Source organism: Bacillus cereus group sp. Bce019 (assembly GCF_051781745.1).
GTDB lineage: Bacteria > Bacillota > Bacilli > Bacillales > Bacillaceae_G > Bacillus_A > Bacillus_A cereus.
The window spans coordinates 416,470-441,931 of sequence record NZ_JBPWJX010000001.1; the positions used below are offsets into that span (position 1 = coordinate 416,470).

Consider the following 25,462-nt stretch of genomic DNA (forward strand, 5'->3'; position numbering starts at 1 on the left):
GATGAGAGCAGAAATTATGGAGTTTATAAAGGCTGATGAGGATTTATCTCGCTATATTAGAGAGCAACCGTACTGGTATAGAAAATTAACACGAAATCCTGAAGAAAAAGAGGCTTTTGAGTTAGCGGCGATGCAACATTTCAAAAAAACAATACCAGATAAAGTGGAAAAGTTTCAAAATCAATTGGCCGTTGCTTCGATCATGATTGATATGTTTCAGTATATGAAGCAACAAAATGCAACCTAATTGGAAGTGAAAAATATGTCCGTCATGCAGAACTTTTGTTACAATAGAGGTTGATTATTTAAAAAGGAGTTGCAGCATGACGGAAATTTGTTTAGTACGACATGGACAAACTGATTGGAATTTTCAAGAAATTATTCAGGGGCGAGAAGATATTCCGCTTAATGAAGTTGGTAAGAAGCAAGCGAGTCAGAGTGCAGCTGCTTTACAAGAAGAAACGTGGGATATCATTATAAGTAGCCCGTTAATTAGAGCGCAAGAAACGGCTAATGAAATTGCAAAGACAGTTGGATTACAATCGATTTTATTAGATGAGCGATTTGTTGAACGGAATTTTGGAGAAGCTTCAGGGAAGCCGGTTGCGGCTGTTAGAGAGTTGATTGCTGAAGGTAAAGTAGAAGGTATGGAGCGAGATGAAGAGATTGTAGCTCGTTGCTTTGCTGCTTTAGAAGATGTTGCGACAACTCATTTTGGCAAACGTATTATTATTGTTGCTCACTCACACGCGATAAAAGCGATTTTACATGCCATTGAACCAGATGAAATTACATTTAAGACACCATTAAAAAATGCGTGTATTAGTTATGTGAAACAAAATAGTGGAAAGTGGGATGTTCTTAAATATAATATAGCGGAACATATTAATGTATAAGTGTGTACGGATATAGTGTAAAAATAGTTTCATTATATCTTTCTTTTGAGTAAGTCACTTCAATTAGTAGTTCTAATCTAAATGTGGTATGATGGATACTCGGAGGTGTCTCTCATGATTGTAGCGACGCTAGAAAGCGTATTAATATTAGATAAGGCAGAGCAGCTTGCAAAAGCGATTATCTGTTCAGATATAGCAGAAGATTATCGTAAGTATTATAGAGAATTACATGAAGATATGGAACTTCAGACGCTCATTCAGCAATTTACAGCGATGAAAGAACGGTATGAGGAAGTACAGCGTTTTGGAAAATACCATCCTGACTATACTACCGTGTCAATGAAAATGAGAGAATTAAAGCGTTCTGTGGACTTACATGATAAGGTTGCAGCTTTTAAAAGAGCAGAAACTGCTTTGCAGAAGTTATTAGACGAAGTTAGTGTAGCAATCGGTTCGGAAGTGTCTTCTTCCATTAAAGTGCCAACAGGAAATCCATTCTTTGATGCTGGTGGCTGTGGTGGAGGTTGTGGTACTGGCGGAGGTTGTGGTTGTAAAAAAACGGGGTGATGTACCCCGTTTTTTAGAAGTTGGAAGAAAACGTATACAGAGTTTGTCCTGTAATGTTATAAATTTCTGATTGGTTTTCATAGAATATAAAATATATGTTTTTAAAAGGAGAAGATGGAGAAGATTATGTTCGGGCAACGACAAAGTATGATTGTTTATTTACATTCATTGAAACATGCCAAGATTTTAAGGAAATATGGTAACATACATTACATATCAAAACGATTAAAATATGCTGTAGTATATTGTGATATGGAACAAATTGAGCATATGATGCATAAGTTGAACAAACTTCCTTTTGTGAAAAAGATAGAACAGTCGTATCGCCCGTATTTAAAAACGGAATTTGAAAATTCCCGTCCTGATCGAGCAAAAGAATACGATTATAGCTAATAGAAAAAATCCCCGGCTAAATTTAGCCGGGGATTTTTCACTTGAAATAACGTGTTATTTCATCGGAGGAATGAAATTGTTCATTCGTAAAATACCAATTAAATGATTAAAAAATAGTTCTTTTTCTGGGAAAGTTGTAGATGGTTTTACAGTAAAGGTAGCCACTTTTTTTCCGAGTTGTTCTGCCGTTTCTTCAAATAAAATGACACGTTTACTTTTTTTATTTTCAAATACAGGAATGCCTTCACGACATATGTATAATGGTTGGAAATCACCAGTAGTAGTTGGTTTTAATATTACAACAAGCGAACATACTTTTTTATCGTTTTTTATCGTTTCAAATTGTAACATATGTGCTATACGTTCTTGATTTGTTTTGGCAATTTCAAGTAATTCATATAAATCAGAGTAGCCTTCTCCAAGTTCTATAAAGCGTTGAATCATATCTTTTCCTCCTCTTTCTTTTACTGTACCATTTCACTTTTTAAATGAAAAGCACACAAAGAAAAAAAACCCTGCATAGCAGGGCCCTTCTTATACTAGCATGTACTAGTAAGAAGGCAAAGGGAGAGGAGAAACCGGAGGAAGAACTTATGGGGAAACGTAAGTCTTCTCCGCGGTTGGCAACAACATCGAAGGTGATGTTGTTATAATTATTTATGTCCAATCTAAATGAAGATATACATAATGAAATTAAATTTTATGTTGGGCTTTTTATTTTTCTTTTTTTTATTTTGTGATAGGATAAAAAAGATAAAGTGGAACTAATATACATATTGGGTTCATATTAGTGAATGATGAGATGAATACATAAAAATAACGAGAGGTTATTTGAGGCCGAGTTTTCCTATAGTTAGGTGAATGTGGTTTGTTAACGGTTACCGAAGTGGGAATGGCTTTCTATAATCGCTCGATAGATTGAAATAAAGGTAGTGACAACAGATGAGAGTAGTTTCAGGAAAATGTAAAGGACACCCACTTAAAGCGGTTCCTGGTAATACAACACGTCCAACGACAGATAAAGTAAAAGAATCTATTTTTAATATGATAGGTCCTTATTTTGATGGTGGTATCGCCCTTGATTTATTTGGTGGTAGTGGTGGTCTTGGAATTGAGGCTTTGAGCAGAGGGATTGATAAAGCAATTTTTGTTGATCGGGATAGTAAAGCGATAAAAGTAATTCATCAAAATTTAGAAAGTTGTAGAGTACAGGAACAAGCTGAAGTATATCGAAATGATGCTGAACGTGCAGTAAAGGCGCTAATAAAACGTGAAATGTCATTCGATCTTATATTGATAGATCCTCCATATAAAGAGCAAAAAATTGTATCTTTAATTAGTATAATGGATCAACATGGATTGCTACATAGTGATGGATTAATTATGGCAGAGCATGGTAATGATGTAGTTTTACCTAATTCAATAGGAAGGCTTGTAAAAGTACGAGCTGAGAATTATGGGATTACTGCAATATCGATTTATAAGTATGAAGGTGAGGGGACAGAATGACAAGTATAGCTATTTCTTCAGGAAGTTTTGATCCAATTACCCTTGGGCATCTGGATATTATTAAAAGGGGAGCAAAAGTATTTGATGAGGTGTACGTAGTCGTTTTAAACAATTCATCAAAAAAACCATTCTTTTCAGTTGAAGAGCGATTAGAATTAATTCGAGAAGCGACAAAGGATATCCCGAATGTAAAAGTAGATTCACATAGTGGGCTATTAGTAGAGTATGCAAAAATGCGTAATGCAAATGCAATATTACGTGGTTTACGAGCAGTTTCTGATTTTGAATATGAGATGCAAATTACTTCTATGAATCGAAAATTAGATGAAAATATTGAAACATTTTTTATTATGACAAACAATCAATATTCATTTTTAAGCTCGAGTATTGTAAAAGAAGTTGCGAGGTATGGAGGAAGTGTAGTAGATCTTGTACCTCCTATTGTAGAACGTGCTTTAAAAGAAAAGTTTCAAACCCCGTTAAAGTGAACGGGGTTTTTCTTTATATGTGCGCAAAAATAATAAAATAACATATAAGTATAGACAAAATAATGTGAAAATTGGTCCATAATGTATAAAAGATGTCCAAATTTCATGTAGTATAGAAGGATGTTCGGATAAAAATACAGGAATATCTTTTGGCATAGGCGAGAAAGAACTCACTTTCTCATAAAATGGTGTCCAAAATACAAATGTAAAAATAGGGGCAAGAATACTTTGAATAATTCGTGCGAAAAAATAGGGTTTAAATCGGATATCTGTTTCAGCTAATATGCTAGCAACTTGTGCCTGAATAGAAAGACCACTAAATGCTAAAATGAAGCTTGTTACCATAGCTTGTTGTAAGAGCGGTGTTTCATTTATTTGACTAATCATTTGGCTTCCGAGTGTCATTTCGAAAATACCTGATAATATAGGTATACTAAAATCTGTACTTAGTTGGAAGAATGATAAAATATGTTGCATAATAAAAGAAAGAGCTGCTGTAATGTGAAATACAGTAATCATTTTATTTAACACAGAGAATAAAATAATAAATCCGCCAATCATAAGTAATGTTTGAATAGAAGAAACAATGGCATCCCCAAGTAATTTACCAATTGGTCTTTTTTCTTGTAAGCGTGTCTCGTGAAGGATTAAAAAAGGGTTTTGAAAGCGACGTTTTTTTGTAGTGTGTGTATTAATTTTGTAAGCGGTATTATCGCCGTAAAAACGCATAATTAATCCGACAGCAAAGTTACTGAAATAATGGGCAGCGGCTAATATAATTCCTAATTTCGGATTATTAAAAAAACCGATAGACACAGCACCGAAAATAAAAAGTGGATTAGAAGAATTTGTGAAAGAAACGAGGCGCTCCGCTTCAATCTGAGTTAAAAGATTGCTTTTTCGTAGTCTAGCGCTTAATTTGGCGCCTGCAGGGAAACCAGAAGCCATTCCCATCGCCCAAACAAATCCGCCTATCCCTGGAACGCGAAAAAGTGGGCGCATGAGTGGTTCTAATATAACGCCAATAAATTTTACAACACCGATACTAATTAGAAGTTCCGCAATGATGAAAAACGGTAGTAGTGAAGGGAATACAACTTCCCACCATATATTTAACCCACGAATAGAAGCTTGCAAAGCGGCTTGGGGGTGGAGTACAAGAGAAAAGGTTAAAAATAGCGTTGATATGGTAAGGAAAGCGGTTTTCCATTTTTCATACATGTAAGTAAATCCCCCTTTGTCCCAAAAAACGTTCATTTCAGTATACGTGGATACGTAGTGAATTTAGACCATAAGTATGAAAAAGGAATGAAAAAAATTAAAGGGTGAGAAAAATGAAAGAACCAAAGATTGGTTTAGCACTTGGGTCTGGAGGAGCGAAAGGGTTTGCTCATATTGGTGTAATAAAGGTTTTAAGGGAAGCGGGTATCCCTATTCACATGATTGCAGGAAGTAGTATGGGGGCGCTAATAGGTACGTTTTATGCGGCAAGTAGTAACGTTGAAAGATTGTATAAATTGGCATCTGTTTTTAAGCGGAAGTATTATTTAGATTTCACGGTACCGAAAATGGGATTTATTGCTGGAAAACGTGTCAAAGATATGATTAAAATGTTTACATATAATAAAAATTTAGAAGAGTTAGATATCCCGACGGCTGTTGTGGCTACTGACATATTGAAGGGGGAAAAAGTGGTTTTTACAAGTGGGCCAGTTGCAGATGCGGTGAGGGCTAGCATATCTGTTCCTGGAGTGTTTGTACCAGAAAAAATAGATGGAAGATTATTAGTGGATGGTGGAGTCATTGATCGCATCCCAGTATCGGTTGTGAAAGAGTTAGGGGCCGATATTGTTATCGCTGTTGATGTATCTCCAATTAAGGTAAATGGCGATGTTACGTCCATTTATGACGTAATCATGCAAAGTATTGAAATTATGCAGCATGAGCTTGTAATGAATCGGCAAATTGCATCGGATTTAATGATGCGACCAGCTGTAGAGCAATTTAGTTCACGTGCTTTTACAAACATTGAAGACATTATTCGAGTTGGAGAAGTAGAAGCAGAAAAACATATTTCAAATATTTATTTATTAATTGAGCAGTGGAAGGAGAAACATAATGTTTAAGCGTTTTCGGTTTATATATGCAATCTTAATAGGGGTTATATTGGCGATGTTACTTGTTTACGTACGTTTACCGTATTATATAACAAAACCAGGAATGGCTGCCAAATTAGAGCCTTATGTTCAAGTTGAGGGTGGAACGAAAGAATCTGGTGATTTTATGCTTGTTACGGTTTCAATGGGACCAGCAAATGTGGTGAATTTAATAGCGGCACAGTTTAATAAATATACACATATTTCGAAAGCGGAAGAAATATTGCAAAAAGGTGAGAGTGATGAAGAATATCAATTTCGCCAAAATTATGCGATGAAAGATTCACAAAATGCAGCGATTTATAATGCATATAAACGTGCAAATCGCTCAGTATCTTTTGAAAATAAAGGTGTATTAGTTGCTGGTGTGGCAAAAGGAATGCCGTCAGAAGGAAAGCTTAAGCTTGGTGATGTTATTATAGCTGTTGACGGAAAAACATTTGAAAAGACGGAGCAATTTATTGAATATATGACAGGGAAAAAAGAAAATGATGCTGTAAGTATTGAGTACATGAGAAATGGAAAACAATTGAAAGAGAATTTAAATGTAAAGACGATTCCTAATGGGAATGGACGTGTCGGTATAGGTGTTTCTATCGTTACGGAAAGAGAACTAGTGGTCGATCCGAAAGTGAAAATTAATTCTAATGAAATTGGTGGACCATCCGCAGGTTTAATGTTCACATTAGAAATATATAATCAACTTGTGGAAGAAGACTTAACGAAAGGACATGAAATAGCTGGAACAGGTACAATTAATGAAAAAGGAGAAGTGGGCCCGATTGGTGGTATAAATCAAAAAGTGGTGGCTGCTAGCGATGCTGGGGCTGAAGTGTTCTTTGCGCCAAATGAAAAAGGTGCGGAGAAATCGAACTATAAAGATGCACTTGAGACTGCAAAGGATATTAAAACAAAAATGAAAATTGTACCAGTGGATACGCTGGATGATGCGTTAACATATTTAGAAAAGATGGATAAGGAAAAAACCTCTCTGAAATAGAGAGGTTTTTTATAGGAATTTTGTAGTTGTTTCATCATAGCGAATAGGATGGTGTGTTATATCCTGTTTTAATAGTTGTGTGCGTAACGGTTCGTGCATGATGGAGAAATATACAGAGTTTGCTTTTTTCTCTATATCTAAAGCGGCATGGTCGAATGTTTTTGTATGAGTAAGGATTGGAAGTTCGATTTTTTTCTTATTTTTTGAAAGGTAAGTTTGTCCTTTTTGTGACATGCCTAGCAGGCGAATATATGGTGCGTGTTGTTCTATATTTGCGCTATGTATATCCTCTTTTGTTGTGTTTGTTAAAATGTGTGTACAAGCTCTTTGTAATCTAGTCCATGTATAACGTTTTGTTTTTAATGCTTCCATGAATGAATAGAAGGAGGAACTGTTTTGTATTTTTGATAAAATACGATGCTCTAAACCTTCTTCTATTTCATATATATGTCGTAAGTCCCCTGGAGACATCGTCATGAGTCTATATTTAAAAAATGAAAAGTATTGTTCCCAATTATGTAATATCCCGTAGTTTTGTTTGTAATTTGCTAAAAGCGAAGTGGTTGCCTGTGGGAGAAAAGGTTCAATTGTTGTAAATGATCCTTCTTCGCTAAAGAGTTGTTTTCGGATGCTTGTCGCGCTTGCAATATGTTGGTCATTAAATGTTTCATCATGATAATGAGAGGCAAATCTTTTTATAGTTTGAGCTTGTATAGAGCTATTTTGTGACAGAATTGCTTTCATATATTGGAAGCCTAAAATATTATTTGGTTGTGACATATCTATGTTTTTTTCAGATGTTAAAATGTGTGAGAAAGCATCCGATGTTGCTTTTGCATAACTATTACCAGCGTCCATGAATTGTTTTACAAGGCAGTTAAAAGTCTCTTCTTCGTTTTTTTGTATGGAGATGGTATTATAAAAATTTTCGATTTGTCCATCCTCACTACCGAAACAAATTTCGGAAACACGTAGGGCATTTAAAATGGAAATAGCACCATTTGCGAAGGTTTCAGCCTTTTGTGTTGCAAAGACGTATGGAAGCTCTACAACAAGGTCTACGCCGTTTGCTAAGGCCATTTTAGTGCGATACCATTTGGAAATGAGTGCGGGCTCACCACGCTGTAAAAAAGGACCACTCATAACGGCAATTATTATATCGGATTGTGTTAACTTTTTTGTCTGTTGCACATGATAAAGATGACCGTTATGAAAAGGGTTATATTCAACAACAATACCACCAGCTTTTATGGTAATCTCTCCTTTCGATGTAGCATCTTTTTGAAAAACGTGATACTCTATATATTATTTACTATGATGACTTCATTATAGTGTAAAGAAAAAACATTGACAAATATAAAATGGCTAGCTATAATTTTGTTTGTTGCCTTGAGGTGATATGATATGAAATGGTCCATCCATCAATTGAATAAATTGAGAAATAAAGGATTGACATTGGATGAGATGGTAGATGTAAGTGAGCTAAAAGAGGTCGAGAAAGATATTCGTGAAATTAATCCTGTTCATGTAACGGGAAGAGTTGATTTTGGCTCCGGTAAGTTTACGTTTCATCTACATATAACTGGAAGCATGGTTTTACCATGTTCTCGCTCTTTAGTAGATGTGACATTACCATTTGACATTAAAACAACTGAGGTGTTCCAAACTTCACAAGAAGAATTTGAAACTGAAGCTGAAATTCATTCTTTAGAAGGAGAAGTACTTGACTTACTGCCCGTAATCAAGGAAAATATACTTTTGGAGATTCCAATGCAAATTTTCAGTGATGATGTTTCTGGTGGAGCACCGACGCAAGGTCAAGACTGGCAAGTGATTTCGGAAGAAGACAAAGAAAAGACTGTTGATCCAAGATTGGCAGGACTTGCAAAGTTTTTTGACAAATAATCGGAAGACTGGTTCAGGCCTTCATATGAAAATAACTATTTCTTTTAAGGAGGTGGGAAGAATGGCTGTACCTTTTAGAAGAACTTCTAAAACAGTAAAAAGAAAGCGTCGTACGCATTTCAAATTATCAGTACCTGGTATGGTAGAGTGCCCAAGCTGTGGTGAAGCGAAATTAGCTCACCGTGTATGTAAAGCATGCGGTACTTACAAAGGTAAAGAAGTAATCAGCAAGTAATTGCGGGAAAATAAACGCAGAAGATATCTTCTGCGTTTATTTTTTTTTGTCTTAATCTTTAGTTGTTGTATTCTATCTTTTCTAGTAACTGCATATGCTTAATAAAAAATGCATAGGGAGGACTAGAGAGATGGCGACAACAAGACAAGATGCTTGGACTGATGATGAAGATTTGCTTCTGGCAGAAGTAGTACTCCGGCATATTCGAGAAGGTGGAACACAACTTTCTGCCTTTAAGGAAGTGGGAAAAAATTTATCTCGTACACCAGCAGCATGTGGGTTTAGATGGAATTCTTACGTAAGAAAGCAATATAAAGAACGTATTGAGGAAGCAAAGCAACTTCGTAAAGTAGAACATTATGAAGTGAAAGAGACAAAGGTGTTAGAACCTACGTCAATTACGTTGAATGATGTTATTGATTTCTTGCAAAATTATAAAGATGAAAACTCTTTAACTGTGTTGCAACAACAAGTTGAATCATTACAAACAGAAAGAGAGCGCCTTCTGGAGCGATTATCAGTATATGAAGAAGAGTATAGAACATTACTTGATTATATCGATCAAAAAAGAAGTGTAATGGTAGCGGAAAGAAACAATGCTCGCTCGAATGAGAAGTTAGAGAAGCTTAAGAAATAAAAAACAGCTGTTATACAGCTGTTTTTTTATTTTTTAAGCCGATTCTTCGTTTGTAACCGCATTCAAATTTGTTTCTGGATGCCAAATATAAAAATCACCATCAGTTACTGATACGGGGTTGAAATTTAATTTATCCCAAAAACCAGCTGAATGAATACGTGCTATTGTTTTAATGGGAAATTGCATTTGTTTCGCATGATTTACAAGCATTTGCCCGAATCCTTGTTTTTGAAAAGTTGGTAATACTTCAAGTTTATAAAGTTCTAGGTAAGGACCTGTAATTTCGAATGGTTCTCCGCCGTTTCTTTTCATATATAGACTCATACGTGCGATTAGTGATCCACCATAATAAATGCCATAAAATGGAGATTCGCTGTCGTTTTCAATAATGTTTGCTTGCAATTCTTCCAGCATAGATAGTTCTTGGGCTCCGCACCCTTTAAATTTTTTGAATTCATCTAACGTTTTATAATTGATGAGCAAGCGCTCAACTTTTGGGAATCCCATTACATCACATCCTTTTGTTATCTTGTTGAATGCAGAAAAGTAAAAATATTTACAATAATATTATAACTCATTTTTTTATTTTTATGAAGAAGATAGTATATTTCTTTTATTATTTTTTTGAGGATTTGCTAAACTAAGAGTATAAGTGTATTAATAGGCAGTATTATACATAGCGAAAAAAGAGAGTGTATTTGTTTGACAGAGGACAACGAAATTATAGGGCGTGCTCATGTACTTTAAAAAGATATAAAAAGGAGGGGAGGCAAGGGCGCTTAATGTGAATCCCTTGTGTGAAAATGAAAATTGGAATTGTCGGACCAGGTGCTATTGGTCTATTGTATACATTTTATTTACAAAAAAGTAACCAAGATGTTACGTTGTTTACAAGAACGGCTAAGCAGGCTGAAGAGTTGAATGAAACAGGTGTAACTTGTATTAGAGATGGAAGATGTGAAACAGTATATCCATCTGTTTTACCGATAGAAAGTATGGTAGCACAAAATTTAGATTATATATTTATTTCTGTGAAGCAATATCATATAGATGACGTACTACCGTTTGTGGAAGGGGCATCATCATTAATCTTTTTGCAAAACGGAATGTCGCATCTTCAAAAGGTGCTGAAAATAGGGAGTGAAAATATAGCTGTTGGTATTGTAGAACATGGTGCGAAAAAAGAGGGAGGGCATATCGTTCATCATACTGGGATAGGGGTAACAAAATTTGGAGTGGTTTGTGGTCAATCTATACATTTCAAGAAAATATTCCGTTATTTTCCTGTTACTTATTTTCCAGTTCAAATAGAAACGGATTGGGAAGAGATTATGCACAAAAAATTAGTAGTAAATGTATGTATCAATCCATTGACAGCACTATTGGGAGTTAAGAATGGTGAATTAATCACGAATCGTTTTTTTTATCAAATGATGGAGCAAGTGTTTCAGGAGGTCGCATTTCTTATTAGAGGAGAAAAAGAAATGGTATGGCAAATGGTACGAAATGTGTGTGAAGGAACGTCTCGTAATACATCCTCTATGTTAGCGGATGTAAGAGCGAATAGACAGACGGAAATTAATGCGATTGTTGGATATGTATTAGAAGAAGCTAAGAAACAGCAACTACCAGTTCCGACACTTCAATTTTTGTTCGATGCAATAAAAGGGTTAGAAACAAGAGTATAAGTGTTATTCTTTGCTTTTACGTGAAACATTGACTACAATGTGGATTGGTGAGAGAACTGGATACGAAAGGAAGAATTATATGGAGATAAAAGAAATCTCTGTTCCGCAACAAGGTGTTGTAGCGGACTATATGAACGGTAAAAAAGAGATACAGTCATGTTTTGATTATATGTTAACAGAAGATGCTTTTAAACAACGTTTACATGATTTGCGTGAAAGGGAGTTTTTCCGCCAAGATTTAGTAGCGCATTTATTAGAATATAATACAAAATTACAAGCGGGAGAATCTACACTTCAAAATGTAAAAGCGCTTGGAGATGAAAATACATATGTTGTTATAGCTGGACAACAAGCAGGGTTATTAACTGGACCGCTTTATACAATTCATAAAGTTATTTCAATTTTACAGCTTGCAAAGGAAAAGGAAGAAAGTTTAGGAGTTAAAGTTGTCCCTGTCTTCTGGATTGCGGGTGAAGACCATGATATGGATGAGATTAACCATACTTTTGTAGCGAAAAATAAAAAGATGAAAAAAACTATTTTTTATGACCGTAATCCGAAAAAGGCGAGTGCTTCTGAGTCTGAACTTTCTGTTGAAGATTGTAGAAATTGGATTGAAGAGATTTTTAAAACATACCCAGAAACAAATTTTACAAAGGATGTATTAAAATTTGTTGATGATGCTTTGAAAAAATCGAATACGTATGTAGATTTCTTTGCTCATCTTATTACGAAAATCTTTGCTAATTCTGGTTTAATCCTTGTTGATTCACATCATCCTGAATTAAGAAAGTTAGAAATTCCATTTTTCAAGCGAATTATAAGTAAGTATAAAGAGGTACAAGAGGGGCTTCGTAATCAGCAAGAAGTAATTAAAGAACTAGGATACAAACCGATTATTGAAACGAAGTCTCATGCAGTGCATATATTCATGGAAATAGATAATGAACGAGTATTGCTTGAAGATCAACAAGGTAAGTTTGTTGGGAAGGATGGGGCGCATTCCTTTTCATACGAAGAGTTGATTGAAGAGATGGAGAGAAATCCGGCACGTTTTAGTAATAATGTTGTAACACGTCCTCTTATGCAAGAGTATGTATTTCCTACGCTCGCATTTATTGGAGGTCCAGGAGAATTAGCTTATTGGAGTGAATTACAACAAGTATTCCATACTGTCGGTTTTCAAATGCCACCTGTCGTTCCTCGTCTTACAATTACTTATGTGGAGAGAGATATAGCGACGGATTTATTTGATTTGCAATTGAGAGAAAGTGATCCGTTTTTAAATGATGTCGATAAATTGCGTGAAAACTGGTTGTCTAATCAAATAGAGGAACCGATTGATGATCATTTTGAAAAGGCGAAAAAAGAAATTGCCGATATTCATACATCTTTACAGCAATTTGTAAAGAAAATAGAGCCAGGGTTAGGTGCGTTTGCAGGGAAAAACGAATTGAAAATTAATGAACAAATTGAACTGCTGGAAAGAATGTTGAAAAGAAATGTTGAGAAAAAGTATGAGGTTCAGCTAAATAAATTCCGCCGTATACAATTCGCACTTCGTCCATTAGGTGCACCGCAAGAACGTGTGTGGAATGTATGTTATTATTTAAATCAGTTTGGTTTGGATTTCGTTGATCGTGTAATGGAAAACCCTTTTTCTTGGGACGGAAAACATCATGTTATAAAACTATAAAATCTTGCTCTTTGGAGCAGGATTTTATTTTTATTCCGTTGAATTTACTGTGAAGTGATTTTTTTCTGAATTATCAATCAAAAAAGTGTTAAATATGGCAATTGTGTTGGATACTTAAATATATGACAAAATAGCACAAAATGTAAACGTATTATTCGCTTTTTCGACAGTTTTTTATTTAAATTCCCGCAAAAGATGATAAAATTTAGTATATAATAAAAGAAAATAGCGATTTGTATAGTATGTTGCCTTTGTTGGTAAGTTAAATGAGTCGTTCTTTCGTATTATTTCATTCTCTAAGCGTGAAATATGTGTTTAGAGGAAGGGATACATTCAACATAATTAATTGGAAAAAGAGTAGGTGCAACAATGTTTAAACACGTAACAGTGCTTTTAAAGGAAACAGTAGACGGCTTAGATATAAAGCCAGATGGTACATATGTAGATTGTACACTGGGGGGAGGAGGACATAGTTCTTATTTATTATCCCAATTAACTGAAGGTGGAAAATTAATAGCGTTTGATCAAGATGAGATAGCGATTCAAAACGCGAAAGAAAAGTTCTCTTCATACGGTGAACAGTTTATAACAGTAAAGAGTAACTTCCGTTATTTAGCTGAAAAACTGCAGGAAATAGGTATAACAGAAGTAGACGGTATTTTATTTGATTTAGGTGTTTCATCCCCACAATTAGATACACCAGAACGAGGCTTTAGTTATCATCATGATGCACCGCTAGATATGCGGATGGATCAAGATGCCCCATTAACAGCGTACGATGTTGTAAATAGCTGGTCATATGAACAACTTGTAAGGATTTTCTTCCAATACGGTGAAGAGAAATTTTCAAAACAAATTGCAAGAAAAATTGAAGCTTATCGTGAGAATAAAGCTATTGAAACGACAGGAGAATTAGTAGAGCTAATTAAAGAAGGTATTCCGGCTCCTGCTCGTAGAACGGGTGGGCATCCTGCTAAGCGAGTGTTTCAGGCAATTCGTATAGCTGTAAACGATGAATTAAAAGTATTTGAAGAAGCATTGGAATCTGCTATTGAGATGGTTAAGCCAGGTGGAAGGGTTAGTGTTATAACATTCCATTCATTAGAAGATCGTATTTGTAAAACAACGTTTAAGCGAAATAGTACAACGCCACAATTGCCGCCAGGATTACCGATTATTCCTGATGAATTTAAGCCGAAATTAAAGCTTATTACAAGAAAACCGATTTTACCTTCTGATATAGAGCTAGAAGAAAATAATCGTGCGCGTTCTGCGAAGTTGAGAATCGCTGAAAAACGATAAAAGGGAGAGAGAGGTATGACTAATTTAGCTGTAAAGTACAAACAACAAGCGCAAGAAGAGGTGCAAATTCAAACGCCCCCACAGCAGATGGCTAAGCCGAAGGTTAAAGCGAAAATTACAAGAATCGAAAAACTGTTGTATGTAGCGTTTATTGGCTTTTTATTGTATGCCTGTGTCGCGTTTATTGGAAATAAAGCAGGCCTTTATCAAGTTAATGTAGAAGCAGCGACGATAGAAGAAAAAATTGTACAGCAGCAAAAAGAAAATCAAGAATTACAAGCTGAAGTAGAGAAGTTAAGTCGCTATGAACGAATCGCTGAAGTTGCAAAAAAACATGGGCTAGAAATTAATGCGAATAATGTGAAAGGCCTCAAATAAGGCAATAGGTGTGAAGGAACGATGAAGAAGAATATGACTAAATTTCATACCAATAAGGGAGCAGGTTATTTTATGATATTTTTCCTCCTGCTCTTTTTGCTGTTATTAGCCCGATTTTTTTACATACAATCAACAGGAACCGTTCATAATCAGGATTTAGATGCACTTGCTAAACAAAAGCATAGTAAAAAAGGAGTTCTTGAAGCGAACCGAGGAACCATTTATGATCAAAACGGTCATGTGTTAGCGCAAGACGCAAACTCTTACAAAATGGTAGCTGCACTAAAAGGTGCTAACTCAGTTGAGAATAAAGAAGATACTGCAAAGAAAATTGCAGGAGTACTTGGAAAAGGCGAAGAGGATATTTTAGCTTCTTTAAACAAGGAAGGTAGAAGTCAAGTCGAATTTGGAACGTTAGGCAAGGATTTGACGAAAGAAAAGAAGGAACAAATAGAAGCGTTGAAGTTGCCGGGAATATCTTTTATTACAGAAAATGCAAGGGTGTATCCAAACGGTGATTTTGCATCTTACGTTATAGGTCATGCAAAACCAAATGAGAATGGAACCTCGGTAGGTCAATTTGGCATAGAGAAAAGCTTGGATAAATACTTAAGTGCTTCGAACGGAGAAGTAGCATATACAGGTGATCGTAAAGGTGTGTCCCTTGATGGGGGAAAAGTTAATGTAAAGGCACCTAAAAATGGAGATAATGCTTATTTAACAATTGATCAACGTGTCCAAAGTTATTTAGAAGACGCGATGAAAGCAGCAAGTAAGCAATATGAGCCAGAAAGTTTAATAGGGATTGTTGCAGATCCGAAAACTGGGAAAATATTAGCGATGTCTACTAAACCTAGTTATGACCCTAATGATCGCCAAATTAAATATTTCTTCAATGACGCGATTGCCAATGCATTTGAACCTGGATCAACAATGAAAATTTTTACGTTAGCGGCAGCTATTAATGAAGGTGTGTACAAAGGACAAGATTATTATCAATCCGGGACATATCAAGTCGGAAATAGGAAAATAAAAGATCATAATGGCGGTGCTGGTTGGGGCTCTATCACGTTTGATGAAGGGGTAGAGCGTTCTTCAAACGTAGCGTTTGCAATTTTAGGAGATCAAAAACTTGGTCCAGAACGTTTCCGAAAATATATTCATAGTTTTGGATTAGATGAAAAAACGAACATTGATTTATCAGGTGAAGGATCGAATACAATTTTATTTGATCAGCAAATACAACAAGTGACAACAGCTTTTGGACAAGGTTCCACTGTAACACCAATTCAGCTTGTACAAGCTGCAACGGCCATTGCAAATGATGGGAAAATGATGAAACCTTATGCAATTGATAAAATTGTAGATCCGATAACAGACAAAGTAAAATTAGAACATAAGCCAGAAGAAGTAGGAAAACCTGTTACAAAGGAAACAGCAGCGCAAGTAAGACAGTTATTAGAACGTGTTGTTACATCTCCGAAAGGTACAGGGACAGCTTATAAAATTGATGGATATTCAGTTGGTGGTAAAACAGGTACAGCGCAAATTCCGGATGGAAAAGGCGGCTATATGACAGGAAGACAGAATTATATATTCTCATTCTTAGGTATGGCACCAATGGACGATCCACAACTTGTCGTGTATGTAGCTGTTAAACAGCCGAAATTAAAAGATGATGAGAACGGCGCACAACCTTTAGCTGATATTTTTAAATATGTAACAAAAAATAGTTTAGAGTATTTAAAGATTAAGCCAAATGAAGTGAAAGATCCGAAAAAACATCTGAAAGAACAACAAACTACTGTTCCAGATGTAACTGGTAAAACGATGGCTGAAGCGGGGAAAGCGATTGATAAAGCAAAACTTCGTCCAATCGTACTAGGTGAAGGGAAAGTACAGCAACAAGTACCAAAAGCGACTGAACAAACATTAAAAGGCGACCGAGTCTTCTTGGTAGGAGATAAGCCTACAATGCCAAATATACAAGGATGGGCACTGCGTGATGTTATGAATTTAGCGAAGACATTACAGCTTAACTTGAAACCTTCTGGTACAGGATACGTAACAGAACAAAGTGTGGCGGAAGGAACATTATTACAACCTGGTACAGAATTAGGTGTCACACTCGTACCGCCACTCGAACCACAGCAAGAAGCAGAAAAGCCGTAATGGTAAAAGAGAATAAGTTCTAATTAAATAAGTACAAGCATATATTGGAACAAGCTAGGCGTAAGGGAGGCTTGTTCCGATATGCGTGTATCAAATGTAACAGTTAGAAAACGACTTATTTTTATACTTATATCAGGTATACTTATTTTCACTATTATCGATATTCGTCTTGGATATGTGCAATTTTTTCTTGGGAATATGTTAACGGATCGTGCGAAAGATTCATGGAGTCGTAATATTACTTTTGAACCCGAACGTGGGAAAATTTTAGACCGAAATGGTGTGGAACTTGCCACGAATAAAAGTGCTCCAACTGTCTTTGTTGTACCGAGGCAAATTGAAAAACCAGCAGAGACTGCAGAGAAGTTAGCTGCAGTATTAGGTGTGGAAAAAGATGAGATTTATAAAAGGATTACAAAAAAAGAATCGATTGTAAGGTTAGATAAAGGCGGAAGGAAAATATCACATGACAAAGCGAAAGAAGTACGAGGATTAAGTTTGAAGGGCGTGTATATCGCAGAGGATTCTATCCGGTACTATCCATTTGGAAACTTTTTATCACATGTATTAGGTTTTGCAGGTAGCGATAACCAAGGTCTTATGGGACTAGAAAAATATTATGATAAAGAGCTAAATGGGGACAAAGGTCATGTGCGTTTTTTTGCAGATGCGAAAGGACAAAGGATGCCTAATGTTGGTGATGATTTCAAAAAGCCAGAAGCTGGTTTAAATTTAGGATTAACAATCGATGCGCGTATTACAAGGATTATGGAAAGAGAAATGAATATTGCGGAGTCAACTTATAATCCTGACGGTATGATTGCGATTGCAATGAATCCTAAAAATGGTGAAATTTTAGGTATGTCTAGTCGACCGAGTTTTGACCCAGCGGATTTTCAAAGTGTCTCTCCAGAAGTGTATAACAGAAATCTACCTGTATGGAGTACGTATGAGCCTGGTTCAACATTTAAGATCATTACATTAGCTGCAGCATTGAATGAAAATTTAGTAGACTTAGAGAAGGATACGTTTTATGATGATGGAGCAGCTGAAGTAGGTGGAGCTAGATTGAAATGCTGGAAAGCAGGAGGTCATGGCAGTCAAACGTTTTTAGAAGTCGTTCAAAACTCATGTAACCCGGGATTTATTGAACTTGGTGATCGCCTTGGTAAAGACCGATTATTTAAATACATTCGTAATTTTGGTTTTGGGCAGAAGACTGGAATTGACTTGCAAGGTGAAGGCAGTGGGATTTTATTTAATTTAGATAAAGTTGGTCCAGTAGAGCAAGCAACAACTTCATTCGGCCAAGGGGTTTCTGTTACACCGATTCAACAAGTAGCAGCTGTAGCGGCGGCTGTGAATGGTGGAACATTGTATCAGCCGTATATAGCTAAGGAGTTTATTGATCCGAAAAATAATCAAGTTGTTAGTAAAAAGACACCTGTTGAGAAAAGAAAAGTTATTTCCAAGGAAACTTCAGAAAAAGTTCGTTATGCATTAGAGAATGTTGTAGCGAAAGGTTCTGGTAAAGGTGCTTATATTGATGGATATCGTGTAGGTGGAAAAACGGGTACTGCTCAAAAGGTGAAAGATGGTAAATATTTAGAGAATAATTATATAGTATCTTTTATCGGATTTGCTCCAGCGGATGATCCAGAGATTGTTGTGTATGTTGCTGTTGATAATCCAAAAGGGGTTACACAGTTTGGTGGAGTGGTAGCAGCTCCGATTGTCGGGAATATCCTTCGAGATGCGCTTCCTGTTATGGGAGTGAAACCGAGAAAAGAACAAGTTGAGAAAGAATATAAATGGGGCGATACACCAACTGTGGAAGTTCCGAATTTAATTGGAATGAAAAAGAAAGACTTACAAACACAACTCGTCGATTTGAAGCTTGATATAAGTGGAGATGGAGAGAAAGTAATTAAACAATCACCAGAAGCGGGAGCTAAAGTAAAAGAAGGCTCAAAAATTAGAATTTACTTCGGGAATTAAAGGTAACATAGTACGTTTTATGGTACAATTGGTGGAAGTGAGTTCTTTATAGAACAGTTACTTAATTTGAGACAGTAAGTGTCTCATTCATAAATAGGTCAGTAGCACTTACCTCCTTATATAGGAGGTAATGTGTTGCTTACTGAAAAAAAGATAAATAAACAATGTAGAGAGGGTTTAGTGAAATGAAGTTGCATACACTTGTATCATGTTTGCATGATTTTCCAGTTGTTCCAAAAGAAAATCCAGAAATCACATCTATAGAAGCTGATTCACGTAAAGTGAAAGAGGGAAGCTTATTTGTATGTATGAAAGGATATACGGTTGATAGCCATGATTTTGCTAAGCAAGCAGCGGCACAAGGAGCGGCTGCTATTGTTGCGGAAAGACCAATTGATGTTGACGTTCCAGTTGTACTTGTGAAAAATACTTTTCGTTCGTTAGCGGTTTTAGCTGATTATTTTTATGGTCAACCGACACACAAGTTACATTTAATCGGAATTACAGGTACAAATGGAAAGACAACAACATCGCATATTATGGATGAGATTATGCGAGCACATGGTCATAAAACAGGGCTAATTGGAACGATTAATATGAAAATCGGTGATGAAACATTTGAGGTGAAAAATACAACACCAGATGCACTAACACTTCAACAGACGTTTTCAAAAATGGTTGAACAAGGTGTGGACAGTACGGTAATGGAAGTTTCGTCACATGCGTTAGATCTTGGTCGTGTACACGGATGTGATTACGATGTAGCGGTGTTTACGAATTTAACACAAGATCATTTAGACTATCATAAAACGATGGAAGAATATAAACATGCAAAAGGGTTACTATTTGCACAGCTTGGCAATAGTTATAATCATAATCGTGAAAAGTACGCTGTGCTGAATAGCGATGATAATGTAACAGAAGAGTATATGAGAAGTACTGCAGCAACAGTTGTAACATATGGTATTGATACAACAAGTGACATTATGGCAAAAAATATCGTTATGACGAGTGGCGGGACTACATTTACGCTTGTCACACCATATGAAAGTGTAAATGTTACGATGAAATTAATAGGTAAATTTAATGTATATAACGTACTTGCAGCAACAGCAGCAGGACTTGTTTCGGGTGTGAAATTAGAAACGATCATTGCTGTTATAAAGGGTTTAGCTGGGGTTCCAGGACGTTTTGAAGTTGTTGATGGAGGGCAAAATTATACAGTTATTGTTGATTACGCACATACGCCAGATAGTTTAGAAAATGTATTAAAAACTGCAAAACAATTTGCAAAAGGTGATGTGTATTGTATCGTTGGTTGTGGTGGCGATAGGGACCGAACGAAGAGACCGATAATGGCAAGTGTTGCAACAAAATATGCAACTCACGCAATTTATACATCAGATAATCCAAGAAGTGAAGATCCAGCGGCTATTTTAGATGATATGGTACATGGTGCAAGCGGGAAAAATTATGAAATGATCATTGATAGAAAAGAAGCAATACACCATGCAATCGCTAAAGCGAAAGCAGATGATATCATTATTATTGCTGGTAAGGGGCATGAAACGTATCAAATTATTGGTAAAGAAGTTCATCATTTCGATGATCGTGAAGTTGCTAAAGAAGCAATTACAGGGCGTTTAAACAACGAAGAGTAACAACGTGAGAGGAGGACTACATGTGCTTGAGCAAGGTTTATTAGTAACGGCTGGGGTAGCATTCTTAATTTCTGTTGCCCTTTCGCCATTGTTTATTCCATTTTTAAGAAAATTAAAGTTCGGACAGAGTATTCGTGATGAGGGACCAAAGTCACATCAAAAAAAATCAGGGACACCGACAATGGGTGGTATCGTCATATACGTATCTATGATGGTAACTTCACTTATTATGGCGATTAAGTTTAATTATTTAGGTGCAGAGGTTTCGTTATTACTATTAGTGACGTTTGGTTACGGATTGATTGGATTTTTAGATGACTACATAAAGGTAGTTAAGAAGAGAAATCTTGGTTTAACATCAAAGCAAAAATTAGTAGGTCAGCTTGTTATTGCTATTGCATTCTTTTTAATTGGAAAAGGGCAAGCGTTCCACACATACATCATGATTCCGGGAACGGATGTTAAGTTTGAATTAGGTTGGGCGTATTTCGTACTTGTACTATTTATGCTTATTGGTGGATCAAATGCAGTTAACTTAACTGACGGTTTAGATGGTTTATTATCAGGAACAGCTGCTATTGCATTTGGAGCATTTAGTATTATTGCTGTGGCACAAGAGCAATTTGGAGTAGCGATATTCTGTATGGCAGTTGTAGGAGCTGTACTTGGATTTTTAGTATTCAATGCGAATCCAGCAAAAGTGTTTATGGGAGATACAGGTTCATTAGCTTTAGGTGGAGCCATTGCAGCTGTAGCGATTTTATTAAAACAAGAATTGCTACTTGTAATTATTGGCGGAGTATTCGTAATGGAAACTTTATCGGTTATCATTCAGGTCATTTCATTTAAAACAACAGGAAAACGTGTCTTTAAAATGAGTCCATTACACCATCATTATGAATTATGTGGTTGGTCAGAGTGGCGTGTTGTTGTGACGTTTTGGTCTGCAGGATTTTTATTAGCTGTGTTAGGAATTTATATCGGGGTGTGGATGTAATTGAAAACTGTAACTGAATTTCAAAATAAGAATATTCTTGTATTGGGCATTGCAAAAAGTGGTTATGCAGCAGCTACATTGTTACAAAAGTTAGGGGCAAATGTTATTGTAAATGACGGAAAGCCTTTAGCAGAGAATGTACTTGCTGCAGAATTACAAGCAAAAGGAATGGACGTTGTATGCGGTGGTCATCCTTTAGAATTATTAGAGAGAAATATTTCTCTTGTAGTAAAAAATCCAGGAATCCCGTATTCTAATCCAATATTAGTTGCTGCGAAAGAAAAGCAAATTCCGATTGTTACGGAAGTTGAATTAGCATATCGTATTTCAGAAGCACCATTTGTTGGGATTACGGGGTCTAACGGTAAAACGACGACGACAATGCTGACATTTGAAATGCTAAAAGAAGGACAAAAGCATCCTGTAATTGCAGGGAACATTGGAACTGTAGCGTGTGAAGTAGCACAGGATGCAAAAGAAAATGAAGTTGTAGTTACAGAACTTTCATCGTTTCAATTGATGGGAGTAGAATTGTTCCAACCTAAAATTGCTGCGTTTTTAAATTTATTTGAGGCCCACTTAGATTATCATGGGACGAAGAAAGAATATGGTTTAGCAAAAGCAAATATTTTTAAAAACCAAACAGAAAATGATTATAGTGTAATAAATGCGGATGATGCAGATGTGATGGCTTTGTCTGCGTATTCTAAAGGTCAAAAAATCCTGTTTTCGACAACGAAAGAAATTGAAGATGGTGCGTGTATAAAAGATAACGCTCTTTATTTCAAAGGTGAAAAAGTTATTGAAGTAAGCGATATCGTTTTACCTGGTCAACATAATCTAGAAAATATTTTAGCTGCGATGAGTATTGCGAAATTATTAGGTACTTCTAATGAAGCAATTACGGTCGTGTTAAAACGTTTTACGGGTGTAAAACATCGTTTAGAATATGTAACAACGATTAACAACCGTAAGTTTTATAATGATTCAAAAGCAACGAATATGTTAGCGACTGAGAAAGCACTATCTGCGTTTACACAACCGATTGTGTTACTAGCAGGTGGGCTTGATCGCGGAAATGAATTCGATGATTTAATTCCGTATTTCAAAAATGTAAAAGCGATTGTAACATTTGGACAAACAGCTCCTAAACTAGTAAGAGCGGCAGAAAAAGCGGGATTAGATATAATTGAAAGTGTCGATACTTTAGATGAAGCAGTGGTGAAAGCTTATGCTCATTCTAAAGATGGTGATGTCGTTCTTCTTTCTCCAGCGTGTGCAAGCTGGGATCAATTTAAAACATTTGAAGAAAGAGGAGACATTTTTATACAAGCTGTGCATAAACTTATATAAAGTAAATCAAAACATCAGTAGGCTAACACCTACTGATGTTTTGTTACATAGGGCAAAAGGTTCTGCCTAAAGAGGTGGTGTTTGTGGGTAATGAAGAAAACGCCTGATTTTATTCTCATCATCGTAACACTTTCATTGTTGACAATCGGAATGATTATGGTTTATAGTGCGAGTGCAGTTTGGGCCTCTTATAAAATGGGGGACTCATTCTTTTTTGCAAAAAGACAATTACTGTTTGCGGGTCTTGGTGTAGTAGCTATGTTTTTTATTATGAAAATTGATTATTGGGTGTGGCGTACGTATTCAAAAGTGATTTTGCTAGTTTGCTTCATTCTTCTTATTCTCGTTCTTATTCCTGGAGTAGGTCTTGTTCGAGGAGGAGCACGAAGTTGGATTGGAATCGGAGCATTTTCGATTCAGCCGTCAGAATTTATGAAGTTTGCGATGATTATTTTCTTGGCAAAGTTTTTAGCAGAACGGCAAAAATTGATTACATCTTTTAAACGTGGTTTATTACCGGCTCTTAGTTTTGTGTTTCTTGCTTTTGGGATGATTATGTTACAGCCAGACCTTGGGACAGGAACGGTAATGGTTGGGACATGTATCATTATGATATTCATTTCGGGAGCGAGAGTTTTTCACTTTGCAATGTTTGGTTTGATTGGTGTAGCAGGATTTGTAGGGTTAATTGCATCAGCACCGTATCGAATGAAACGCATTACATCATATTTAGATCCGTGGTCAGATCCGCTCGGGAGTGGATTTCAAATTATCCAATCATTACTTGCAATTGGACCTGGTGGATTATTTGGGCTTGGACTTGGACAAAGTAGACAAAAATTTCTTTATTTACCTGAACCACAAACTGACTTTATATTTGCGATCTTATCCGAGGAATTAGGTTTTATTGGTGGTTCATTTGTGTTATTATTATTTAGTCTATTATTATGGCGCGGGATTCGTATCGCATTAGGAGCGCCAGATTTATATGGTACGTTTTTAGCAGTAGGTATTGTGGCGATGATTGCGATTCAAGTAATGATTAATGTTGGTGTTGTAACAGGACTAATGCCTGTTACGGGTATTACCTTGCCGTTTTTAAGTTATGGTGGATCAAGTTTGACATTAATGTTAATGGCAGTAGGTGTATTATTAAATATAAGTCGCCATTCTCGCTACTAAACCCTGTTTATAAGACAGGGTTTTTCGTATGTGTGTAAAAATGCAATATGTATATAGAAATAAATATAATGGAAATAAGAAAAGAGAAGCGGAGGAGTTAGTAGTGCGTGTATTAGTGAGTGGTGGGGGTACTGGTGGTCATATTTATCCAGCTCTTGCTTTAATTAGAGAAATAAAAAAGTTAAATCCAGAAGCAAGATTTTTATATATTGGTACGGAAAATGGACTAGAGAGTACAATCGTTCCAAAAGCAGGTATACCATTTCAATCTATTGTTATAAGTGGATTTAAACGAAAAATATCATTAGATAATGTGAAAACAGTAATGCGTTTTTTAAAAGGTGTACAGGATAGTAAACGATATATTCGTCGTTTTAATCCGGATATCGTAATTGGAACGGGTGGATATGTATGTGGACCAGTTGTATACGCTGCAGCCAAATTAGGTATTCCAACTATTGTACATGAACAAAATAGTGTACCAGGTGTAACGAACAAGTTTTTAAGCCGTTATGTTGATAAAGTTGCTGTTTGTTTTGAAGCAGCTATAGAGCATTTTCCAGAGTCAAAAGTGGTAATGACAGGTAATCCACGAGCATCAGAGGTAATGGAACAAAATGGAATGAAGGGGAAACGTTCAGTTGGGCTTTCTCTTCCTAAAAAGTCTGTACTTATATTTGGTGGAAGTCGTGGGGCTAGACCGATTAACGATGCCTTCGTTGAAGCAATTGAACAGTTTGGGAACAAAAGCTACGAAATACTATATGTAACAGGTGAAGTACATTATGACAAAGTGATGGAAGCCGTGAAGCAAAAAGGGAACCCAAGCAATGTTATTATTAAGCCGTTCATTCATAATATGCCAGAGGTACTAACTGGTGTAGACCTTGTTGTTTCAAGGGCTGGGGCAACAACACTTGCAGAATTAACAGCGTTAGGAAAACCAAGTGTGTTAATACCGAGTCCGTATGTAACAAATAATCATCAGGAAAAGAATGCACGTTCAGTTGTTGATAAAGGAGCGGCAAAAATGTTACTTGAAAAAGATTTAACAGCTGAAACGCTTATTCGTGATATTGATGAGATTTTATTAGATGCACAAACATTACAAAATATGAAGCTAGCTGCTAAGCAACTAGGTATTCCAGATGCAGCAAATAAGCTGTATGAAGTAATGAATAAACTTGTAAAAAAATAAAGTGAGGCTTTAATCAGTGGGGAGTGATTCTCTCTCTTTGATTATTACCTT

Annotated in this window: 26 protein-coding genes; 22 read left to right on the plus strand and 4 right to left on the minus strand. The window is 36.0% G+C overall.

Annotated features, from left to right (window positions below; all coding sequences use genetic code 11):
- Position 1 precedes the first annotated feature (1 nt).
- The 4 genes from ACS2QP_RS02350 (at position 2) to ACS2QP_RS02365 (ending at position 1,856) form a co-directional block, all read left to right on the plus strand.
- Positions 2-247 (plus strand): YlbE-like family protein, encoded by a 246-nt coding sequence (locus ACS2QP_RS02350; protein WP_001200990.1) that lies wholly within the window; start codon positions 2-4, stop codon positions 245-247.
- Between the two features lie 76 nt (positions 248-323).
- The gene (locus tag ACS2QP_RS02355; protein ID WP_000134946.1) at positions 324-896 is read left to right on the plus strand and encodes a histidine phosphatase family protein; all 573 of its coding nucleotides are present in this window, start codon (positions 324-326) and stop codon (positions 894-896) included.
- 114 nt (positions 897-1,010) lie between these two features.
- On the plus strand, positions 1,011-1,463 hold the full coding sequence (locus tag ACS2QP_RS02360; protein ID WP_000634366.1) for a YlbF family regulator: 453 nt from the start codon (positions 1,011-1,013) through the stop codon (positions 1,461-1,463).
- A 126-nt stretch (positions 1,464-1,589) separates the two neighbouring features.
- Positions 1,590-1,856 carry a YlbG family protein gene (locus ACS2QP_RS02365; RefSeq protein WP_002082261.1) on the plus strand — a complete coding sequence of 89 codons (267 nt, stop codon included), beginning with the start codon at positions 1,590-1,592 and terminating at the stop codon, positions 1,854-1,856.
- A 54-nt stretch (positions 1,857-1,910) separates the two neighbouring features.
- Here ACS2QP_RS02365 and ACS2QP_RS02370 read toward each other — a convergent pair whose 3' ends face one another.
- The gene (locus ACS2QP_RS02370) at positions 1,911-2,300 is read right to left on the minus strand and encodes a DUF7147 family protein (protein WP_000616017.1); all 390 of its coding nucleotides are present in this window, start codon (positions 2,298-2,300) and stop codon (positions 1,911-1,913) included.
- Between the two features lie 498 nt (positions 2,301-2,798).
- On the opposite strand from ACS2QP_RS02370, the gene rsmD reads away from it, so the two are divergent.
- Both rsmD and coaD read left to right on the plus strand, forming a co-directional pair.
- Positions 2,799-3,365 (plus strand): 16S rRNA (guanine(966)-N(2))-methyltransferase RsmD, encoded by a 567-nt coding sequence (gene rsmD / locus ACS2QP_RS02375; RefSeq protein WP_001266978.1) that lies wholly within the window; start codon positions 2,799-2,801, stop codon positions 3,363-3,365.
- Positions 3,362-3,853: a pantetheine-phosphate adenylyltransferase gene (coaD, locus tag ACS2QP_RS02380; protein ID WP_000200601.1), complete on the plus strand. Its 492-nt coding sequence runs from the start codon at positions 3,362-3,364 to the stop codon at positions 3,851-3,853. The genes rsmD and coaD overlap by 4 nt, the downstream gene beginning before the upstream one ends.
- Here the strand turns inward: coaD and ylbJ are convergent.
- Complete coding sequence (gene ylbJ, locus ACS2QP_RS02385) at positions 3,845-5,074, minus strand: sporulation integral membrane protein YlbJ (RefSeq protein ID WP_000273082.1); 1,230 nt, start codon at positions 5,072-5,074, stop codon at positions 3,845-3,847. The genes coaD and ylbJ overlap by 9 nt on opposite strands.
- 113 nt (positions 5,075-5,187) lie before the next feature.
- Between ylbJ and ACS2QP_RS02390 the strand changes: the two genes are divergently transcribed.
- Both ACS2QP_RS02390 and ACS2QP_RS02395 read left to right on the plus strand, forming a co-directional pair.
- Positions 5,188-5,979 carry a patatin-like phospholipase family protein gene (locus tag ACS2QP_RS02390; RefSeq protein ID WP_000662588.1) on the plus strand — a complete coding sequence of 264 codons (792 nt, stop codon included), beginning with the start codon at positions 5,188-5,190 and terminating at the stop codon, positions 5,977-5,979.
- The gene (locus tag ACS2QP_RS02395; RefSeq protein WP_000476281.1) at positions 5,972-7,009 is read left to right on the plus strand and encodes a SepM family pheromone-processing serine protease; all 1,038 of its coding nucleotides are present in this window, start codon (positions 5,972-5,974) and stop codon (positions 7,007-7,009) included. The genes ACS2QP_RS02390 and ACS2QP_RS02395 overlap by 8 nt, the downstream gene beginning before the upstream one ends.
- 9 nt (positions 7,010-7,018) lie before the next feature.
- Here the strand turns inward: ACS2QP_RS02395 and ACS2QP_RS02400 are convergent, their stop codons facing one another.
- Positions 7,019-8,200: a nucleotidyltransferase gene (locus tag ACS2QP_RS02400; RefSeq protein ID WP_438882114.1), complete on the minus strand. Its 1,182-nt coding sequence runs from the start codon at positions 8,198-8,200 to the stop codon at positions 7,019-7,021.
- Positions 8,201-8,413: 213 nt separating this feature from the next.
- Here ACS2QP_RS02400 and ACS2QP_RS02405 point away from each other — a divergent pair, with 213 nt between their 5' ends.
- From ACS2QP_RS02405 to ACS2QP_RS02415, 3 genes are all read left to right on the plus strand, one after another.
- A complete protein-coding gene (locus tag ACS2QP_RS02405; protein WP_000872149.1) occupies positions 8,414-8,914 on the plus strand; it encodes a YceD family protein in 501 nt (166 codons plus the stop codon).
- A gap of 61 nt (positions 8,915-8,975) precedes the next feature.
- The gene (gene rpmF / locus ACS2QP_RS02410; RefSeq protein WP_001984764.1) at positions 8,976-9,149 is read left to right on the plus strand and encodes a 50S ribosomal protein L32; all 174 of its coding nucleotides are present in this window, start codon (positions 8,976-8,978) and stop codon (positions 9,147-9,149) included.
- Positions 9,150-9,279: 130 nt separating this feature from the next.
- A complete protein-coding gene (locus ACS2QP_RS02415; RefSeq protein WP_000246467.1) occupies positions 9,280-9,786 on the plus strand; it encodes an RsfA family transcriptional regulator in 507 nt (168 codons plus the stop codon).
- A gap of 33 nt (positions 9,787-9,819) precedes the next feature.
- Here ACS2QP_RS02415 and ACS2QP_RS02420 read toward each other — a convergent pair whose 3' ends face one another.
- Complete coding sequence (locus ACS2QP_RS02420; RefSeq protein ID WP_000506694.1) at positions 9,820-10,293, minus strand: N-acetyltransferase; 474 nt, start codon at positions 10,291-10,293, stop codon at positions 9,820-9,822.
- 296 nt (positions 10,294-10,589) lie between these two features.
- Here ACS2QP_RS02420 and panE point away from each other — a divergent pair, with 296 nt between their 5' ends.
- From panE to murG, 11 genes are all read left to right on the plus strand, one after another.
- Complete coding sequence (gene panE, locus ACS2QP_RS02425; RefSeq protein ID WP_326263657.1) at positions 10,590-11,474, plus strand: 2-dehydropantoate 2-reductase; 885 nt, start codon at positions 10,590-10,592, stop codon at positions 11,472-11,474.
- Positions 11,475-11,553: 79 nt separating this feature from the next.
- A complete protein-coding gene (bshC, locus tag ACS2QP_RS02430; protein ID WP_016125157.1) occupies positions 11,554-13,170 on the plus strand; it encodes a bacillithiol biosynthesis cysteine-adding enzyme BshC in 1,617 nt (538 codons plus the stop codon).
- Between the two features lie 369 nt (positions 13,171-13,539).
- Positions 13,540-14,472: a 16S rRNA (cytosine(1402)-N(4))-methyltransferase RsmH gene (gene rsmH / locus ACS2QP_RS02435; RefSeq protein ID WP_000472508.1), complete on the plus strand. Its 933-nt coding sequence runs from the start codon at positions 13,540-13,542 to the stop codon at positions 14,470-14,472.
- Between the two features lie 15 nt (positions 14,473-14,487).
- Positions 14,488-14,850 (plus strand): cell division protein FtsL, encoded by a 363-nt coding sequence (gene ftsL / locus ACS2QP_RS02440; protein ID WP_000182804.1) that lies wholly within the window; start codon positions 14,488-14,490, stop codon positions 14,848-14,850.
- Positions 14,851-14,871: 21 nt separating this feature from the next.
- A complete protein-coding gene (locus ACS2QP_RS02445; RefSeq protein WP_000739960.1) occupies positions 14,872-17,022 on the plus strand; it encodes a penicillin-binding protein in 2,151 nt (716 codons plus the stop codon).
- Positions 17,023-17,103: 81 nt separating this feature from the next.
- Positions 17,104-19,020, plus strand: coding sequence for a stage V sporulation protein D (locus ACS2QP_RS02450; protein WP_001266234.1), 1,917 nt, complete (start codon positions 17,104-17,106; stop codon positions 19,018-19,020).
- Positions 19,021-19,205: 185 nt separating this feature from the next.
- Complete coding sequence (murE, locus tag ACS2QP_RS02455) at positions 19,206-20,681, plus strand: UDP-N-acetylmuramoyl-L-alanyl-D-glutamate--2,6-diaminopimelate ligase (protein ID WP_153580575.1); 1,476 nt, start codon at positions 19,206-19,208, stop codon at positions 20,679-20,681.
- Between the two features lie 22 nt (positions 20,682-20,703).
- Positions 20,704-21,678 carry a phospho-N-acetylmuramoyl-pentapeptide-transferase gene (mraY, locus tag ACS2QP_RS02460; RefSeq protein WP_000893060.1) on the plus strand — a complete coding sequence of 325 codons (975 nt, stop codon included), beginning with the start codon at positions 20,704-20,706 and terminating at the stop codon, positions 21,676-21,678.
- Positions 21,679-23,031, plus strand: a complete 1,353-nt coding sequence (gene murD, locus ACS2QP_RS02465; protein ID WP_000860115.1) for a UDP-N-acetylmuramoyl-L-alanine--D-glutamate ligase — start codon at positions 21,679-21,681, stop codon at positions 23,029-23,031.
- Positions 23,032-23,121: 90 nt separating this feature from the next.
- Positions 23,122-24,213, plus strand: a complete 1,092-nt coding sequence (gene spoVE / locus ACS2QP_RS02470) for a stage V sporulation protein E (RefSeq protein WP_000753520.1) — start codon at positions 23,122-23,124, stop codon at positions 24,211-24,213.
- A gap of 103 nt (positions 24,214-24,316) precedes the next feature.
- Complete coding sequence (gene murG, locus ACS2QP_RS02475) at positions 24,317-25,411, plus strand: undecaprenyldiphospho-muramoylpentapeptide beta-N-acetylglucosaminyltransferase (protein WP_025689214.1); 1,095 nt, start codon at positions 24,317-24,319, stop codon at positions 25,409-25,411.
- Positions 25,412-25,462 lie beyond the last annotated feature (51 nt).

Coding starts and splice junctions, on each gene's coding strand:
- ACS2QP_RS02350 (WP_001200990.1), top strand. CDS start 2: ATGAGAGCAGAAATTATGGAGTTTATAAAGGCTGATGAGGATTTATCT.
- ACS2QP_RS02355 (WP_000134946.1), top strand. CDS start 324: ATGACGGAAATTTGTTTAGTACGACATGGACAAACTGATTGGAATTTT.
- ACS2QP_RS02360 (WP_000634366.1), top strand. CDS start 1,011: ATGATTGTAGCGACGCTAGAAAGCGTATTAATATTAGATAAGGCAGAG.
- ACS2QP_RS02365 (WP_002082261.1), top strand. CDS start 1,590: ATGTTCGGGCAACGACAAAGTATGATTGTTTATTTACATTCATTGAAA.
- ACS2QP_RS02370 (WP_000616017.1), bottom strand. CDS start 2,300: ATGATTCAACGCTTTATAGAACTTGGAGAAGGCTACTCTGATTTATAT.
- rsmD (WP_001266978.1), top strand. CDS start 2,799: ATGAGAGTAGTTTCAGGAAAATGTAAAGGACACCCACTTAAAGCGGTT.
- coaD (WP_000200601.1), top strand. CDS start 3,362: ATGACAAGTATAGCTATTTCTTCAGGAAGTTTTGATCCAATTACCCTT.
- ylbJ (WP_000273082.1), bottom strand. CDS start 5,074: ATGTATGAAAAATGGAAAACCGCTTTCCTTACCATATCAACGCTATTT.
- ACS2QP_RS02390 (WP_000662588.1), top strand. CDS start 5,188: ATGAAAGAACCAAAGATTGGTTTAGCACTTGGGTCTGGAGGAGCGAAA.
- ACS2QP_RS02395 (WP_000476281.1), top strand. CDS start 5,972: ATGTTTAAGCGTTTTCGGTTTATATATGCAATCTTAATAGGGGTTATA.
- ACS2QP_RS02405 (WP_000872149.1), top strand. CDS start 8,414: ATGAAATGGTCCATCCATCAATTGAATAAATTGAGAAATAAAGGATTG.
- rpmF (WP_001984764.1), top strand. CDS start 8,976: ATGGCTGTACCTTTTAGAAGAACTTCTAAAACAGTAAAAAGAAAGCGT.
- ACS2QP_RS02415 (WP_000246467.1), top strand. CDS start 9,280: ATGGCGACAACAAGACAAGATGCTTGGACTGATGATGAAGATTTGCTT.
- ACS2QP_RS02420 (WP_000506694.1), bottom strand. CDS start 10,293: ATGGGATTCCCAAAAGTTGAGCGCTTGCTCATCAATTATAAAACGTTA.
- panE (WP_326263657.1), top strand. CDS start 10,590: ATGAAAATTGGAATTGTCGGACCAGGTGCTATTGGTCTATTGTATACA.
- bshC (WP_016125157.1), top strand. CDS start 11,554: ATGGAGATAAAAGAAATCTCTGTTCCGCAACAAGGTGTTGTAGCGGAC.
- rsmH (WP_000472508.1), top strand. CDS start 13,540: ATGTTTAAACACGTAACAGTGCTTTTAAAGGAAACAGTAGACGGCTTA.
- ftsL (WP_000182804.1), top strand. CDS start 14,488: ATGACTAATTTAGCTGTAAAGTACAAACAACAAGCGCAAGAAGAGGTG.
- ACS2QP_RS02445 (WP_000739960.1), top strand. CDS start 14,872: ATGAAGAAGAATATGACTAAATTTCATACCAATAAGGGAGCAGGTTAT.
- ACS2QP_RS02450 (WP_001266234.1), top strand. CDS start 17,104: ATGCGTGTATCAAATGTAACAGTTAGAAAACGACTTATTTTTATACTT.
- murE (WP_153580575.1), top strand. CDS start 19,206: ATGAAGTTGCATACACTTGTATCATGTTTGCATGATTTTCCAGTTGTT.
- spoVE (WP_000753520.1), top strand. CDS start 23,122: ATGAAGAAAACGCCTGATTTTATTCTCATCATCGTAACACTTTCATTG.